Below are 13,621 nucleotides of genomic sequence, written 5' to 3' on the forward strand. Positions count from 1 at the left end.
CGCCTCGAAACATAGTTATATGTGCGCTGATATGGTAGGCATGGAGCGCCAGGGAGCTCACTTGAGAATATTGATCATCAGCCGCAAGGCAGACGAGGTTCGGCGGAGCTTCCAGATCCGGCAACTGGCCGCACTTGGCCTCACCTTCGAATTTTTCGACGCATTCGAAGCGGCGGACCTGTCGGCCGAGGAGTGTCAGACCGCTGCCAGCAACTGGCCGAGCCCGACGCGGCGGCAGGACATTGCCTGCTTCCTGTCGCATCGCAAGGCTTGGCAAGCGGTGATCGAGCATGGCGCAAAGACGCTCATTCTCGAAGACGATGCGGTGCTGTCAGATGATATCGCGGCCGTTATTGCCGCTATCGAGGCTCGCAAGGATGCCTGGAACAACGTCTACGACCTCGAATTTGCGCCGCGCCGCCATATCCTCAACCGCCAGCGCGCCTGGCAGGACGAAGCCGGCCGTTTCGGCGCGACCCGCGTCTATCAGAACCGGGTGGGGACCGCGGGCTATGTCATCGGCCCCGAGGCGGCAAAACGCGCGTTGGCTGACACCACAAGCTATTCGCTGATCGATGCGCATTTCTGGCACCGCTCCTGGCTTGCAGCCTATCAGATCGAGCCGGCGCCGGTGATCCAGCAGCGATTTCTGGAAGGTGAGGCCGAGAGCGGCGATTTCGTTCGCCCGGAAAAGGACCAAGTCTTCCTGCCGCTCAGCAAGCTGCGCAAGCTCGCGCGCCGGCTGGAGCTCGAAAGCATCAAGGCGAGGAATCTCGTCCTCGGCTTCTTCGTGGGGCAGAAGAGAGATGTTCTTGTCGATCGCTCCAGGTTTAATGCCGGCGTGGTGAAATCAGCTTAGGTGGGCACGAGGTGAGTGCCGGCGTGGTGTCTGAAGTTTCCGTCACTATCGAACCGGCGCTGCAGCACGAAGTTTCGGCGCTTCTGGCGCAGTCGGATTCTGTCGCCGCAGCGCTCTATCCGGGCGAATACCGTCGGCCGATCACTGCGGAGTCGCTGGCAAAACCGGGTACGCATGTACTCATCGCGCGTCTCGCCGACAGGGCGGTCGGACTTTGTGTGCTGTTTGAGCGAGGTGACGGCACCACGGAACTGAAGCGTATGATCGTGGATGCCGGTATGCGGGGTGCTGGTATCGGTATGGCACTGCTTCGGCGAGCGGAAGCTCAGGCCCTGACGCTCGCAGCAGAGACCATGCTGCTCGAAGTTGGAACACGCAACATCGAAGCACAACAACTGTATCGTCGCGGCGGGTACAAGCCATGTCAGCCTTTTGCACCCTATACGGCGACGCCCATAAGCCACTTCATGAGGCGGCAGCTGATTGAGGCCGTATCGGGACGGTAACATGATACCACTGATTGACATAAGGGAGGCATGAAACAGGTGGTGCGGCGGCACACCGCCCATTGACACCTATCCACATATCTCGTATCTGCTAGGCCATGCCAGTCTTCTGGCCGTAAGCGTTTGACGTCAAGCAACGCACTTATCGATCCTCGCCGGTCGGAGTGCGTTTTTTTGTGCCCGTCGACGAGGGAACAGCCAGGAGGTTTTCATGGCTTTCCGTCTTACCGATGATCGCGAGCAGGCAAGGCTTTACCTGCTGACGGCGATCCTCTTCATCTCCTATCTCTGCGTTGCGATCGCGCTTCCGGTCGTGCCTGTGTTCGTGACGAGCGCGCTTGGCCTTGGCAATGGCTGGGCGGGCCTTGGTGTCGGCATTGCCTTTCTCGCCACTATTCTTACCCGCGGCTATGCGGGCGAGTTAGCAGACAGCAGGGGCGCCAGGGTTGCCGTGCAACGCGGCCTGGTGTTCTATGCGGCGGGTGCGCTGATCTCGCTTGCGGCTGGGCTCTTGCAGCAGGCGCCACAGTCGGCCTTCGCCGCCCTCGCTGCCGGGCGGCTTCTGATCGGACTCGGCGAAAGCCTCGTTGCTGTCGGTGTCATTGCCTGGGGTATCGGGATCGTCGGGCCGCAGCGTTCCGGCCGGGTGCTGGCGCTTATCGGCGCGGCGATCTACGGGGCGCTCGGTCTTGGCGGGCCGCTCGGACTGCTATTGCTTGACCATCTCGGCTTTGCCGGCACGATGGCCGTCAGCGCCGTGCTGCCCCTGCTGGGGCTTGCTGCGATCCGCAGCGTTCCCGCCGTAGCCGCCCATCCGGGCAGGGAGCGCCCGCCGCTTGCCGCCGTCATCGGCCGCATCTGGGTACACTGTTTGATCGTCTGCCTGCAGGGCATGGGCTTTGCCGCGATCGGCTCCTTCTTCACCCTTTATTTCCGTGACCTCGGCTGGGATCATGCCGGCCTCGGGCTGACGGCCTTCGGCTGCGGCTTCGTGCTGGTGCGCCTCGTCTTCGGCCATCTGCCGGATCGTTATGGCGGGTTGGCTGTTGCCGTCGTCTCGCTTGCGGTCGAAGCCATCGGCCAGTTGCTGATCTGGAGTGCTGCCGATCCGATCGTGGCGCTGATCGGCGCCTTCATGACCGGCCTCGGCTGCTCGATGATCTTTCCCGCTATGGGGCGTGAAGTTGTGCATCTCGTGGCGCCACATCTGCGCGGCACGGCGCTTGGGGGATTTTCGGCCTTTCAGGATCTGGCCTACGGGCTGACCGGGCCGCTGGCCGGCATGCTTGCCGATCGGACCGGATATGCGAGCGTGTTCCTGGTCGGCGGGATGACGGCGGTTTGCGGTTTCGCGATTGCCGTGGCCTTAAGGCGAGGTACGGTGGTCACCGAGGGGTGATGCATCGGACTTGCATGGATAAGGAGGGGGGCGGAAGCGCCCCTCCGTTCCACCGGAGTCGAACCAGCGGTCTCGACCCGCCCGAGCTGATCTTCAATATCTCCCGGGCAATGGAGATGGTTCCTCCTGAGGCGACCCCTCTATCGCTTCCATCCTTGGGGTTGTATAACTACAATAGCAAACGACTATGGTGTATTCCAGGCCTGTTATTCAAGGGAGGATGCCTTGTCCAGATCATCGTTGTTTCTATCATTAGCGTTGGTTGTCGGCCTGTCGGTCCCAACAATATCCGTGCCGACCGAAGCAAGCGCGCAGACCCACGTCTCGATCAGTGTCGGAACCAATCTCAATAGAGGCAGGGGGATTACCTGCAGTCAGGGCGAGAGGCTGCTCCGCAACCGCGGTTTCAGGGAGGTCAGGCGGATCGACTGCCGTGGTCGCTTCTTCGTTTACCGTGCCCGGAGAGGCAACGGCCGGTTCGAGATCTCCATACGCCAACGCGATGGCCGCGTTGTGGATATACGTCGCATCGGCGGAAGGTGGTAGCGCTGGTAAGGTTGCACCCCGAACAGCACCGCCAAGGTTAGCGGCATCTGCTAGCGAATTCCGAGCCGTCGAATGGTCTCCGGAGGTAGGGTCAACAGCCTTGCCCTGCGCCGGCACCGACCCATCTCACTGACGGTCACAACCGGAAACGCTATCCATGCCAACACAGATCCTCTTCATCCAGGGCGCAGGGGAAACTACCCATGACGCATGGGACAACAAGCTCGTCGACAGCCTCGCCCGCGAACTCGGCGAAGCCCATGCGATCCGTTACCCGCGCATGCCCGACGAAGCCGATCCGCATTATTCCGTCTGGAAGGCCGCCCTGCTGAAGGAATTCGAAACCCTCGAAGAGGGCGCCATCCTCATCGGTCATTCCTTCGGCGGCACGGTGCTTCTCCACACGCTTGCCGAAGCGTGGCCGGCATTCGAGCCGGGCGCCGTCATCCTCATCGCGCCGCCCTTCATCGGCGCGGGCGGATGGGAGAGCGACGAGATTTCGGCTTGCGATGACTTTGCCGAAAGCCTGCCGGAGGGACTGCCCGTGCTCATCTATCACGGCAGCGAAGACGATACCGTGCCGTTCGCCCATATCGAGCTATATGCCAGGGCGATCCCGGATGCGGTCGTCTGCTCTCTGCCGGGACGCGATCACCAGCTCGACAACGATCTCGCCGATATCGCCAAGGATATCCGCTCGCTTGCGGTTTAGCCCGCCAGTTCCATCGCTCAACCATTGGCATTGCATCCTCCCGCATCGCTGAAACCAGATCCGATGCAGGAGCTGCCGCATGGTATCGAAATATTCTGGAGAACGGGGCCGGGCGCCCTTCCGCATGCCGACGCGGACTCATGGCACCTGCCGGGGCGAAGCCATCGGCATGGTCCAGCCGCTTGCCGGTCTCGTGCTTGCGGCCAGCTTCGTGCTGTCGCTCGCGGGCCGCTATGAAAGCCAGCTTGTCCGCGCAGAGCGTTTCAACCAGGAGGTCGTCGGCCGATGAATGCCTTCAGCCTGCGGTTCGATTTCGATGAGCTCATCATCCCCATCCTCGGCCGGAACGACAATGGCCTGCTGCTCTACGGCTCGGCCGCGCTCTCGGGCGGCCATGAAGGGTTCAGCGTCGAAGCCATCCATCTTGCCGAGGGCACCATGCTGCGCCCGGCCGGGAATACGGAATCCGGCCGGCCGGCACCCTTTGCCGACGAACTTTTCCGGCGCATCGCCGCTGTCATCGAGAATGACAAGACAGTGCTCGGGCGCCATGCGGCGATGGAATGGGCCGAGCTCGTCGAGCGTCACAGCCAGGTAGCCTGAGCCGGCATTCATGCCAGCTAGGGAAGGAGATCTGGATATTGCCCGCTTTCGCGGCCTGGCAAGTCCTTGAAAAAATTCAATCCCGCACGAATTGTGATTGGGGGTAGGAATAATTTCCTTGATTGTTGTCGATGATGGCGGATACAACCTTATGATGGCAGCGAGATTGTAACAGGAGAGTTTTGCATGCATGCCTGCCCGCTCGAACGGAGCGATATCACCAAAATCCAGACGCGCGGCGCCAGTGCGCCATCCGGGCGCTACGGGACAGCCGCTTGAAGGTTTTTCCGGAAGAGCCTTTGGTTCGCGCCGCGCAGCTTTCAGGCGGCTTCTGCCAGGAGAGGGCGATCGCCGAGGCGAGCGGCCGGGAGTCTGCGCGGTGCAAGGAAACTGAGCAAGCCGCTTTCGCGCCGGAAGAGGACGCCATGCTCATTGCGCTCGGTCGCGACCTGCATGAGGCTGCCAAGCTTGCGCACCGACGCCTAAAATCGCTGCCCGACTATCAGACCATCGCTGCGGAAGCGGCTGCCATCGAGTCGATCCTGCAGCCGGGCGAGGCGATTGCCGATCGTATCCTGTCTCTCGAAGCGGTGACATCGGAGGGTATCGAAGCCCGGCTGCACGCCGGCCTGTGGAAGCGGGGCGATTATATCTCAGCCTATTTCGGCGTGGTCGTATGATCAGCCGGAATTGATTTCAGTGAGCATGTGGCGCGGGTCAGGCGAGCAGGGCGCTAATGCGGGTGCGGGGTATGGAGGCTCTGCTCCAGTTGCTCGGCGAACATAAGGGCGATTGCTGAGGATGCGGTAGAACCCCTCCCATCTGTGGGGAAGGGTCTTTTTTCGAGGTATGGACGAATCCCAGCCCCTCGAAGCCCTCAAAACAAAAACGGCGCCCCTTGCGGAGCGCCGTCGTCTGCCTAAAGCAGTCAAGTCAGATCAGAAGGCCTGGATGTTGACGGCCTTCGGGCCCTTGCCCATGCGATCCGGCTCGGTGTCGAAGGAAACCTGCTGGCCTTCGCGCAGCGACTGGATGCCGGAAGCCTGGAGAGCGGAGATGTGGACGAAAACGTCCTTGGCGCCGCCTTCCGGCGTGATGAAACCAAAACCCTTGTCCTGGTTGAAGAATTTTACGGTGCCCTTGGTGGCCATGGGGATAGTCCTTTTCCCATTCTAGTTAGTTTATCCGCACCCCCGGCGGTGGGGAGGCGGACGGCTTTAGCTTTCGCGTTTCGGCCTAGAAGCCGGACGCGAAGGGTCAGTCGAGACGTCACGTACGGGGAAAGAACATCTACGCGCATAGGTGTCACCCATGCCGCCCTATCGGAATTGGCGCTCCGACATGGCAGTACCACTTCAGTCCAGTCACCGGCATGCGAGATGCCCGAGTGTTGCAGTTCGTGCCAGCATTTCGGGCAAAAAGCAAGCGGCAATATTGTGGCATGGCTTATCCGGTCGCTGGAAACGGTGATGATTCAAATGGTTGGCGGAGCGTTAGCATAGAGTGATAAACGTGTATCAAAGCGGCGCATGGCGGGAATTACAACCCTTTGGCGATCCCCCGCCACTTCCAGCTGAGGGCGCCAGCTCCCTCGTTCCGTGACATCATCCCTCGTGACAGCACGAGGAGGGAATGAGAGGTAAACCACCTCAGCAGCGGGAATCGCATCGCGTTAACCGTTCACCTGTGGGAAAATCCGTCCCGTTCCACAATTTCGTCCCGAGCGGCCGCAATTATGGCAGGGTGTTTCGGGGCTTGATGCGGTGGCCGCCTGCGGTTAGGTCTCGGAGGGACGAAGCAGTGAATGAAGGAAGTGCCGGCGTGATCGATCCCTATGCCATGCTTGGACTGGAGCGCGACGCCAGTGGCGAGGCGATCAAGCTTGCCTGGCGCAAGGCCGCCAAGGGCGCGCATCCGGATGCCGGCGGCGATAGCGATCATTTCAACCGGCTGCAGATCGCCTATGAACTCCTGCAGGATCCGGTGCGCCGGCGTGTCTATGACGATACGGGCTACGATCCGCAGCTGGCCGACCCCAAGGATCTCGAAGGCGTGCTGATGCTGGAATCGCTCGTCAACGAGGTGATCCTCGACGAGCGCGAGCCCGGCAGTTTCGACCCTGTCGCCGCCATGCGCCGCAAGCTCTCCGACGATATCGTCAAAAGCCGCTTCCACATCCTGGAGCTCGAACGCCACCGCGCCCGCGTGCGCAAACATATTGACCGCCTCGGCCGGCGGCCGGAAACCGACGTGCTCGGCTCCATGATGCGCGCCCGCAGCGAAGCCATCGCCGAGGCCATCCGCAAGACGGAAAAGCAGATCGCGACCATCGAGCATACCTATACAATGCTCGAAGGCTATTCCTACGAGGTGGAGGCTCCCGCGCCACTGGAAGAGCTTGAGATGGTGGAGGTGGCGGAGCCGCAGCGTGAGGAGGCTGCGGAGTAGGGCGACGCTCTATTCGACCATTCATGCTCAAAATGGGCCGCAAACCCCTCAACGATAGTGGTCACCGGTCCAGGCGCCAGCACTCCAATTTTTCTCCCGACAATCCGTCTCGGCTTCGGCAAGCGAAGCCTCAATCCGTCAGTAAAGCGTCCGCTTATACGCATCCTCGAGATCGGCATCCATTCTGCTCTGCTCGTCCTTGTCTTCCGGCGCGCCTGATGTTTCGTCCAGAATGATCTTCACAAGCGACGGCATCTCCGAGCGATCCTGGTGGTGCTCGGGGTTCCACAGGTGAGAGCGCCGGAAAGCCTTGGCGCAGTGCATGAAGACTTCGTCCACCGTGACCACGATGGCGAGTTTGGGAAGGCGATCGTTGACCTTCATGCTGTCCAGAAGATCAGGGTCCGTCGTCAGAACGGCGCGTCCATTCACGCGCAATGTGTCGTCGAAACCCGGGATCATGAACAGCAGCCCGACACTCGGATTGGCGAGAACATTGACCAATGTATCGAGGCGGTTGTTGCCGGGCCGGTCCGGTATCGCCAGCGTGCGCTCATCGAGAATTTTGACAAAGCCGACAGGATCGCCACGGGGGCTGACATCGGCCTTGCCGTCAGGATTCTGGGTGCCGATACAGAGAAATGGCGAGCGCCGGATAAACTCTTGGGCGTGTATGCCGAGCGTGCCCCGACACTTCTGTATGGCCAGGGCATGCGTCGCCTCGAACAGACTTCGAAGAGATTGCTCATCTGCTATGGCAAATTCCGGATTGAAATTGAACGCCATCGTTATATTCCCCTTGGAAGTTCATATGATGTACGTACATCAGATTTGATATCGTGAATTGCCGTTGCAATCAAGTTAGATCGACTGGAGAGACACGGATGAGCGGTGATCCCATCGATCCGAGTTCGCCGCGATTCCGGCGGCGGATGTTCTCCGTTGTTCGCGCAGGATGGCGGCCAATGCGGCGGCGATGATGGCTGCTCTGAAACGCCACCGAGTGGCTGCTGCCGGAGGGAATCGAAGCGGTGCTGGAAGATTGCTGCTCGCGGGCGTGCCAGAAGCATGAGACGGGCAAACTCGGGATGGGGGCTTCCAAGAAAAAAGCCCGGTGGGGTTTCCGGGCTTTAGATCTGATGACGGGCCTGGCGGCTCGTTTCCGCCCTGCCTCCTTACGCGGCCGTCTCCTCCTCCGGCGCATGCAATTCCGACAATGTACTCCGATTGAAACCTGCGGCACAGCTCGCCCTCAAATTGAGTTGGGGAAAAGCTGTGGAAATTGCGGTGGAACAATCAGCGTTATCAGAGGTTCCGTAAGCATCGATCAACTGATCTACCTGGGAGAAAGCCCATGCGTATGAAAATTGTTGCAGCCTCGCTTCTTGCCCTCGGCATGGCGACATCCGCCTTTGCCCAATCCAACCCGGCCCCGACGGGCGCGACCATGGACAAGAACACCGTCGATACCGGCGGCGGCGCTGGCACCACTGCGAAGAAGCCAATGACGACGCATAAGGTCAAGCCGCACAACATGAAGGTGTCTAGCCACACCAAGACGCATAAGCTCCGCTGCCCCGGCCACGCCAGCAGCAGCGGCACCGGCCCCGGCAAGCTGCAGACCCAGGGCGGCACCAGCAACGCCACCCCGATGGACGAAGCCTGCGCGGCGCATAATAACTGATGCCCTGAAGCCGGATACGGCGCGGGTCGAGTAATACCCGGTCATCGTGAGGTGGCCGGGTGTTTTCTTATGGCCATCGCTTTCGGGAGCTGAAGGAAATCGAGAAGACGAAGGCGAGGGCATGCCGTGCGGCACCCCCCTCTGCCCTGCCGGGCATCTCCCCACAGGTGGGGAGATTGGCTGGGCGCGCCGGTATCCCCAGACATCAGCGTTGCAAAGCACGACCTTAGCGATGTGCGAAGGTCAAGCCGCTTGTCGATCTCCACCCTTGTGGGGGGTCCGAAGGACGGGTCGAGACCCGCGGCTCGACCCCGGCAACCCGGCAGGGCAGAGGGGGGTGCTCCACGGCAAAGCGTTTACAATCACGCCCCACACCACCCCGGCTTTCCTCTGCTACAATCCCATGGCAACCCGCAAATATCCCGCTATGCTCACCCCAACACGAAAACACACCGGGGAGCAGAACAGGCGTGCCGCATATCTACATCGTCACCGATTGCGAATTCGACGGCCCCGTACCGGGCGCTCATTCGATGCTCTCCTTCGCCTGCGTCGCCGTCACCGAAGCTGGCCTCCTCGCAGGCGAGTTCGAAGCCGTGCTGCAGCCGCTGGAGGGCGCGGGGCGCGATCAGCGGACTTCAGCTTTCTGGCAGGCCCATCCGCAGGCCTTCGCGGCGGCGACGGAGAGGCCGGAACCCGCGGCCGAGGTCATGGCCCGCTTCACCGCCTGGGTGACATCCTTCGGCGCCGAGCCGATCTTCGCCGCCCATCCGCTCGCGCTCGACGGCCCCTGGATCGATCATTACCTGAAGCGTTTTACCGGCCGGCCGCTGTTCGAAGGGCCGTGGATTGCCGATCGGCTGTTCTGCCATCCGCCGCTCTGTATCCAGTCGATGGTGGCGGGTGCGACGGGCCGCAAACCGTGGGAGTGCGATATCGCCCATTATCCGCGCGAATGGCTCGGCCATGTCGAGCACACGCATCGCGCCATCGACGATGCTCGCGGCTATGCCAATCTCCTGCATTTCTTCCTGACGCGGCGCGAAGCCGGCGGCGGCTACCGGCCGCTTCTGTCGTAGACCCAGCTTTAGGTCAGCCGGATCAAGCCGGCCTCCGTCGGCCTGAAGCCGCAGGCGCGGTAAAAGCCGGTCAGATGCGGCTCGAAATCGACATGCAGCCATTGCGCCCCGCGCTCCCGGGCGATCAGCGCGGCCTCCATGACAAGCGCGGTCGCAATGCCCTGCCGGCGCAGATCCGGATGCACCGTGGTATCGAGGATGAAGGCATGCCCGCCGCCATCCCAGGCGACATTGACGAAGCCGATCAGCCGGCCTTCATGATAGGCGCCGAGATGGGCAAGGCTGCGCGGCAGGATGCGGGCGAAATCCGGTGCCTCGGCGCCATCCCAGGCGGCGGGCCAAAGGGCGGCGAATTCTTCCGGCGTAGGAAAAGGGTCGATGCGGATATCTGGCATGCATAATTTCCGGGGGCTGATCCCGGCAAGACTACCGTAGATGCGGGCGGTTAGCCATGCGTCTTCACGGGCTCCGGGCCGCCGGCAATCGAAGCTGCGGGTGCGAGCGCCCGGCTGACCAGAAGGGCGGCAAGGATGACGGGCACGACGGCCCAATAGGAAAAGCGGATGCCGAAATGTTCAGCGATAAAGCCGAGCAACGGCGGCCCGGCGAAGAAGACGAGAAAGGTCGTCTGCCCGAGCGCTGCGACATTGACGGAGGCCGCGCGGTCCGTGCTCCGGGCGGCGGCCGAGATCGCCAGCGGATAGACCGAGGAACAGCCGATGCCCGTCAGCCCGAATCCGATGAGCGCAATGACGGGATGCATGGCGGTTGCGACCAGGACGAGGCCGACGGCGGCGATCGCCAGCAGCGTCAGCGCCACCGGGCGCGGATTGAAGCGGTCGACGATCGGGTCCATGCCGAGCCGGCCGATGGCGATGCAGAGCGAGAAGAGCGTGACGCTGAGCCCGCCGACGAAGGGGGCCGCCGCAAAGACGTCGCGCATATAGATCGCCGACCAGTCCACGCTCGCGCCTTCCGCCAGAAGCGGCGCGGCGCCGATCAGGCAAAGCGGCAGCAACCCGACCGTGGGAAAAGCGACGAGCGGCGTTTTTTTCGTCTCCGTACCCTTGCGCGGCGGCGCGCTCCTGATGCCGGAAAAGACGATCGAGCCTGAAATCAGGACGGCCAGGAGGACGAGCACGCTGTGCAGCTCGATGGAGACGCCGGCCTGCCGCAGGCCGGCGGCAATGAAGGCTGTCATGAAGAAGCCGAGGCTCCACATGCCGTGCGCCCGGCTCATGATCCGGTAGCCGAGCAGCGCCTCGTGACGATCGGTCTCGATATTGGCATTGATCTCGAAGGCGCCTGTGAACAGCCCGGCAATGAAGAACAATGGCAGCGCAGGCAGCGCTGAGGGCATGAAGGGAATGAGCGCGAAGAAGAACGACGCGCCGAACACGGTGATGAAGGCCATCCTGCGCGCCCCGAGCCTCTCGATGAACCGCACGGAAAATGTCAGCCCGCACAGCACGCCAGTCGACATCACAGCCAGCAGCAAGCCAAGCTCGCTTTCGCTGACGCCGAACTTGCGCTGCAGATCGGGCAGGCGCGAGACCAGGGCGCCGAGCGAGACGGCGACGGCGAACTGGATGAAAAAGATGCGGTGATGGGGCTTCATTTCGGGGCGCTCCTCCGGTGCGATCTGGATGGACGCCCGGCGCTTCCCTCGGCATGGCCGGACATTTTTGCCGCGCGCTTGGCTCGCATGGTTGCGGCGCCGGCATTATGCGGGAGGTGTGCTGACAGTTTCTGTCAGTAGTGGTGGGAGGTTTGGGGAAGGGGTGTATTTGTTCCGGATTGCGGCGCTGGCGCCTTGTTGAAAGCCTAACCGTTCCCGCTCGCATCATCGGCCTTACAGGCCGCCACGTCGCCGTTCCAGGGTCTGATGCGGCGCCCGCGTGGAGGTAGGGCAGGTTTAGACCGACGGATGCCCAGTCGCGGGCAAAGCCAAGACAGCAGCGTAAATGCCGCCGCCTGGACCGCACATTGAAGTTGTCGCTTCGCTAGTGTACCACCAACTTAACGGGGGTGAGAGTGCTAGCTGGGGTACATTGGCAACCTGCGCGAATAGAGCGCGTGAATATGGTGCTTGCAACAAGCACTAGGCCACTGCTGGTGGTCACCGATGTAGGCACGGCACTTGTGAAATACATGGGTAACCGAGCAGGTTTAGATGCATTAGTAACAGAACTGCTAGCAGCGGAACTTGCCGGCAAAATTGGTCTCCGCACGCCAGACTTTGCGGTGGTGGAGATACCGGACGTCGAAACTACTGACCCGCTTGTCACAGTTCAGGGCGGTCCGGCATTCTTTTCTCGCTGGGAGCAGGCTCAGAGCTTATCGCCAAATTCGAAGCTTCTGGCCAATCTACGGACGCCGAGCGACCTAGCACTCCTGGTGGCATTCGACACTTGGATCAGAAATAAGGATCGCTTTGCAGAGGATGCAAACGGTGCCGTCCTGAACTACGACAACATCCTGTTCGTGCCAGATAAGCGGAGAACAAAGCTACTGGTCATTGATCACAGCCATGCGTTCGCTGAGACCTCGCTGGATGACGAAATCAACGATTCCTGGGCTACCGAACAAACGGTTTACGGTTTGTTTAAGGAGTTTGCCCCAATGCTGACCCGCGGCGACGTGAAATCGGCGCTTGATACACTATGCGGTGTGGCAATTGGCGAGATAAGGAATATATGTCTTTCGCCGCCGGCGGAGTGGGGCTTTACTGCCAGCACTGCCAATCGTCTGACTGATTTGCTAGTGCAACGGGCAAAACGGATGAGCGAATGGCTGCCTGACGCGATATTCGACCAAATGGAACTTGATCTAGGCGGGAAGGAGGCTTGAAATGGAATCAATGAAACTATTCTATTCTATAGTACAGTTCAGCCCGTTTCCGGAGCGGTTTGAATACGTTAACTTGGGAGTTGTGGTATTTGAAAACCGTAAGGGCAAGGTTGTCGTTAAACTGGCAGACGACTTTGCACGCGCGAAAAAATTCTTTGGTGACTTCAACGCGACATTCCTAAAAAGCGCTGTTCACGATTTTTCGCAGAGGGTCGTGCATAACTTCTCTCGATCGGCGGTTGCCGCTACATCTATAAACGAGTTTAATTCTAAGAGAGCCGATCTATTTCGCCTGACACCGATGAACGCAGTTGCTGGCGAGCGAGCTGATGATGTCGCGGAGAAACTCTTCATCGAATTGGTCGCTTGGCATGGTCATTCCAAGAAAATTGAGCGAATTAACACGTTGTTAACGACTGCTTTTCGCGATGCTGGCGTCCTGTCTCTCCTCGACAAGCGCCCCGAGCCTGTCCACATTGAGCAGTATGGAGTGAGCGTTCAAGCTGATTACGGCTATCAGAACGGAGTTTACAACCTGATCGACGCCGCTCGATTTGACAATCCGCAGCGGGGTCTTGCTGAAGCCGGAAAGCGAGTTTTGGAAGGGAAGGCACTCTCCGAGATGCTGGGAAAACGCCTCATTGTCGTGGGCGAGTTCGGCACTCAACCCGATCGTTTCGTTGATAACCTGCGAAGTGATTTTCAGAGTGTTGGTGCAAAGCTCTTCCGACTGGAAGAGGTCTACGAACTCTCCGAAGAAATACGGCGAAGCGCGCACTGACACGAGACAGCTTGCCCTCTATGTTATTTGTGCGCGGCGTTTTGATCCAAATTAACGCGCGGCATCGTAGATGGATAGATAGCCGCGCTCTCAGCTGTTGAATCTGCTTTCTGTGTTGCAGCTGTCTTACACGCTATTTATCGGTCAACAAGAT

The 13,621-nt window shown here is 60.6% G+C and carries 16 protein-coding genes; 12 read left to right on the forward strand and 4 right to left on the reverse strand.

Annotated elements, in window-relative coordinates; translation table 11 throughout:
• The first annotated feature begins 61 nt into the window (after positions 1 to 61).
• The 7 genes from FHX15_RS09900 to FHX15_RS09930 all read left to right on the forward strand — a co-directional run bounded on the left by FHX15_RS09900 (position 62) and on the right by FHX15_RS09930 (position 5,305).
• Positions 62 to 859: a glycosyltransferase family 25 protein gene (locus tag FHX15_RS09900; protein WP_184396182.1), complete on the forward strand. Its 798-nt coding sequence runs from the start codon at positions 62 to 64 to the stop codon at positions 857 to 859.
• Positions 860 to 885: 26 nt separating this feature from the next.
• Positions 886 to 1,365 carry a GNAT family N-acetyltransferase gene (locus FHX15_RS09905; protein ID WP_210290644.1) on the forward strand — a complete coding sequence of 160 codons (480 nt, stop codon included), beginning with the start codon at positions 886 to 888 and terminating at the stop codon, positions 1,363 to 1,365.
• A gap of 211 nt (positions 1,366 to 1,576) precedes the next feature.
• Positions 1,577 to 2,764, forward strand: coding sequence for an arabinose transporter (locus FHX15_RS09910; RefSeq protein ID WP_184396188.1), 1,188 nt, complete (start codon positions 1,577 to 1,579; stop codon positions 2,762 to 2,764).
• 703 nt (positions 2,765 to 3,467) lie between these two features.
• A complete protein-coding gene (locus tag FHX15_RS09915; protein WP_184396190.1) occupies positions 3,468 to 4,022 on the forward strand; it encodes an alpha/beta fold hydrolase in 555 nt (184 codons plus the stop codon).
• 79 nt (positions 4,023 to 4,101) lie between these two features.
• The gene (locus FHX15_RS09920) at positions 4,102 to 4,311 is read left to right on the forward strand and encodes a hypothetical protein (RefSeq protein ID WP_184396192.1); all 210 of its coding nucleotides are present in this window, start codon (positions 4,102 to 4,104) and stop codon (positions 4,309 to 4,311) included.
• Positions 4,308 to 4,625, forward strand: a complete 318-nt coding sequence (locus FHX15_RS09925; protein ID WP_184396194.1) for a hypothetical protein — start codon at positions 4,308 to 4,310, stop codon at positions 4,623 to 4,625. Before FHX15_RS09920 ends, FHX15_RS09925 begins: the two co-directional genes overlap by 4 nt.
• A 275-nt stretch (positions 4,626 to 4,900) precedes the next feature.
• Positions 4,901 to 5,305, forward strand: coding sequence for a hypothetical protein (locus FHX15_RS09930; RefSeq protein WP_184396196.1), 405 nt, complete (start codon positions 4,901 to 4,903; stop codon positions 5,303 to 5,305).
• A 258-nt stretch (positions 5,306 to 5,563) separates the two neighbouring features.
• Here the strand turns inward: FHX15_RS09930 and FHX15_RS09935 are convergent, their stop codons facing one another.
• Positions 5,564 to 5,776, reverse strand: coding sequence for a cold-shock protein (locus FHX15_RS09935; RefSeq protein ID WP_007818490.1), 213 nt, complete (start codon positions 5,774 to 5,776; stop codon positions 5,564 to 5,566).
• Between the two features lie 688 nt (positions 5,777 to 6,464).
• On the opposite strand from FHX15_RS09935, the gene FHX15_RS09940 reads away from it, so the two are divergent.
• Complete coding sequence (locus tag FHX15_RS09940; protein WP_184397140.1) at positions 6,465 to 7,073, forward strand: J domain-containing protein; 609 nt, start codon at positions 6,465 to 6,467, stop codon at positions 7,071 to 7,073.
• Between the two features lie 138 nt (positions 7,074 to 7,211).
• On the opposite strand, the gene FHX15_RS09945 is transcribed toward FHX15_RS09940, so the two are convergent.
• The gene (locus tag FHX15_RS09945) at positions 7,212 to 7,859 is read right to left on the reverse strand and encodes a pyridoxamine 5'-phosphate oxidase family protein (protein WP_184396198.1); all 648 of its coding nucleotides are present in this window, start codon (positions 7,857 to 7,859) and stop codon (positions 7,212 to 7,214) included.
• Positions 7,860 to 8,427: 568 nt separating this feature from the next.
• Here FHX15_RS09945 and FHX15_RS09950 point away from each other — a divergent pair.
• Both FHX15_RS09950 and FHX15_RS09955 read left to right on the forward strand, forming a co-directional pair.
• Positions 8,428 to 8,757 (forward strand): hypothetical protein, encoded by a 330-nt coding sequence (locus FHX15_RS09950; protein WP_184396200.1) that lies wholly within the window; start codon positions 8,428 to 8,430, stop codon positions 8,755 to 8,757.
• Between the two features lie 470 nt (positions 8,758 to 9,227).
• Positions 9,228 to 9,836, forward strand: a complete 609-nt coding sequence (locus tag FHX15_RS09955) for a DNA polymerase III subunit epsilon (protein ID WP_184396201.1) — start codon at positions 9,228 to 9,230, stop codon at positions 9,834 to 9,836.
• A gap of 8 nt (positions 9,837 to 9,844) precedes the next feature.
• On the opposite strand, the gene FHX15_RS09960 is transcribed toward FHX15_RS09955, so the two are convergent.
• Together FHX15_RS09960 and FHX15_RS09965 are read right to left on the reverse strand one after the other, a co-directional pair.
• Positions 9,845 to 10,231 carry a GNAT family N-acetyltransferase gene (locus tag FHX15_RS09960; RefSeq protein WP_184396204.1) on the reverse strand — a complete coding sequence of 129 codons (387 nt, stop codon included), beginning with the start codon at positions 10,229 to 10,231 and terminating at the stop codon, positions 9,845 to 9,847.
• A 50-nt stretch (positions 10,232 to 10,281) separates the two neighbouring features.
• Positions 10,282 to 11,454: an MFS transporter gene (locus FHX15_RS09965; protein ID WP_184396206.1), complete on the reverse strand. Its 1,173-nt coding sequence runs from the start codon at positions 11,452 to 11,454 to the stop codon at positions 10,282 to 10,284.
• A gap of 464 nt (positions 11,455 to 11,918) precedes the next feature.
• On the opposite strand from FHX15_RS09965, the gene FHX15_RS09970 reads away from it, so the two are divergent.
• Together FHX15_RS09970 and FHX15_RS09975 are read left to right on the forward strand one after the other, a co-directional pair.
• Positions 11,919 to 12,686, forward strand: a complete 768-nt coding sequence (locus tag FHX15_RS09970; RefSeq protein WP_312861818.1) for a HipA family kinase — start codon at positions 11,919 to 11,921, stop codon at positions 12,684 to 12,686.
• Between the two features lies 1 nt (position 12,687).
• On the forward strand, positions 12,688 to 13,467 hold the full coding sequence (locus FHX15_RS09975) for a DUF3037 domain-containing protein (RefSeq protein WP_184396213.1): 780 nt from the start codon (positions 12,688 to 12,690) through the stop codon (positions 13,465 to 13,467).
• The last annotated feature ends 154 nt before the right edge of the window (positions 13,468 to 13,621 follow it).

It is taken from the genome of Rhizobium sp. BK650 (genome assembly GCF_014195325.1).
GTDB lineage: Bacteria > Pseudomonadota > Alphaproteobacteria > Rhizobiales > Rhizobiaceae > Rhizobium.

What these genes read in the sequence shown, in the direction of transcription:
- FHX15_RS09910 (WP_184396188.1), top strand. Translation starts at nt 1,577, where the DNA reads ATGGCTTTCCGTCTTACCGATGATCGCGAGCAGGCAAGGCTTTACCTG.
- FHX15_RS09915 (WP_184396190.1), top strand. Translation starts at nt 3,468, where the DNA reads ATGCCAACACAGATCCTCTTCATCCAGGGCGCAGGGGAAACTACCCAT.
- FHX15_RS09920 (WP_184396192.1), top strand. Translation starts at nt 4,102, where the DNA reads ATGGTATCGAAATATTCTGGAGAACGGGGCCGGGCGCCCTTCCGCATG.
- FHX15_RS09925 (WP_184396194.1), top strand. Translation starts at nt 4,308, where the DNA reads ATGAATGCCTTCAGCCTGCGGTTCGATTTCGATGAGCTCATCATCCCC.
- FHX15_RS09935 (WP_007818490.1), bottom strand. Translation starts at nt 5,776, where the DNA reads ATGGCCACCAAGGGCACCGTAAAATTCTTCAACCAGGACAAGGGTTTT.
- FHX15_RS09940 (WP_184397140.1), top strand. Translation starts at nt 6,465, where the DNA reads ATGCTTGGACTGGAGCGCGACGCCAGTGGCGAGGCGATCAAGCTTGCC.
- FHX15_RS09945 (WP_184396198.1), bottom strand. Translation starts at nt 7,859, where the DNA reads ATGGCGTTCAATTTCAATCCGGAATTTGCCATAGCAGATGAGCAATCT.
- FHX15_RS09950 (WP_184396200.1), top strand. Translation starts at nt 8,428, where the DNA reads ATGCGTATGAAAATTGTTGCAGCCTCGCTTCTTGCCCTCGGCATGGCG.
- FHX15_RS09960 (WP_184396204.1), bottom strand. Translation starts at nt 10,231, where the DNA reads ATGCCAGATATCCGCATCGACCCTTTTCCTACGCCGGAAGAATTCGCC.
- FHX15_RS09965 (WP_184396206.1), bottom strand. Translation starts at nt 11,454, where the DNA reads ATGAAGCCCCATCACCGCATCTTTTTCATCCAGTTCGCCGTCGCCGTC.
- FHX15_RS09970 (WP_312861818.1), top strand. Translation starts at nt 11,919, where the DNA reads ATGGTGCTTGCAACAAGCACTAGGCCACTGCTGGTGGTCACCGATGTA.
- FHX15_RS09975 (WP_184396213.1), top strand. Translation starts at nt 12,688, where the DNA reads ATGGAATCAATGAAACTATTCTATTCTATAGTACAGTTCAGCCCGTTT.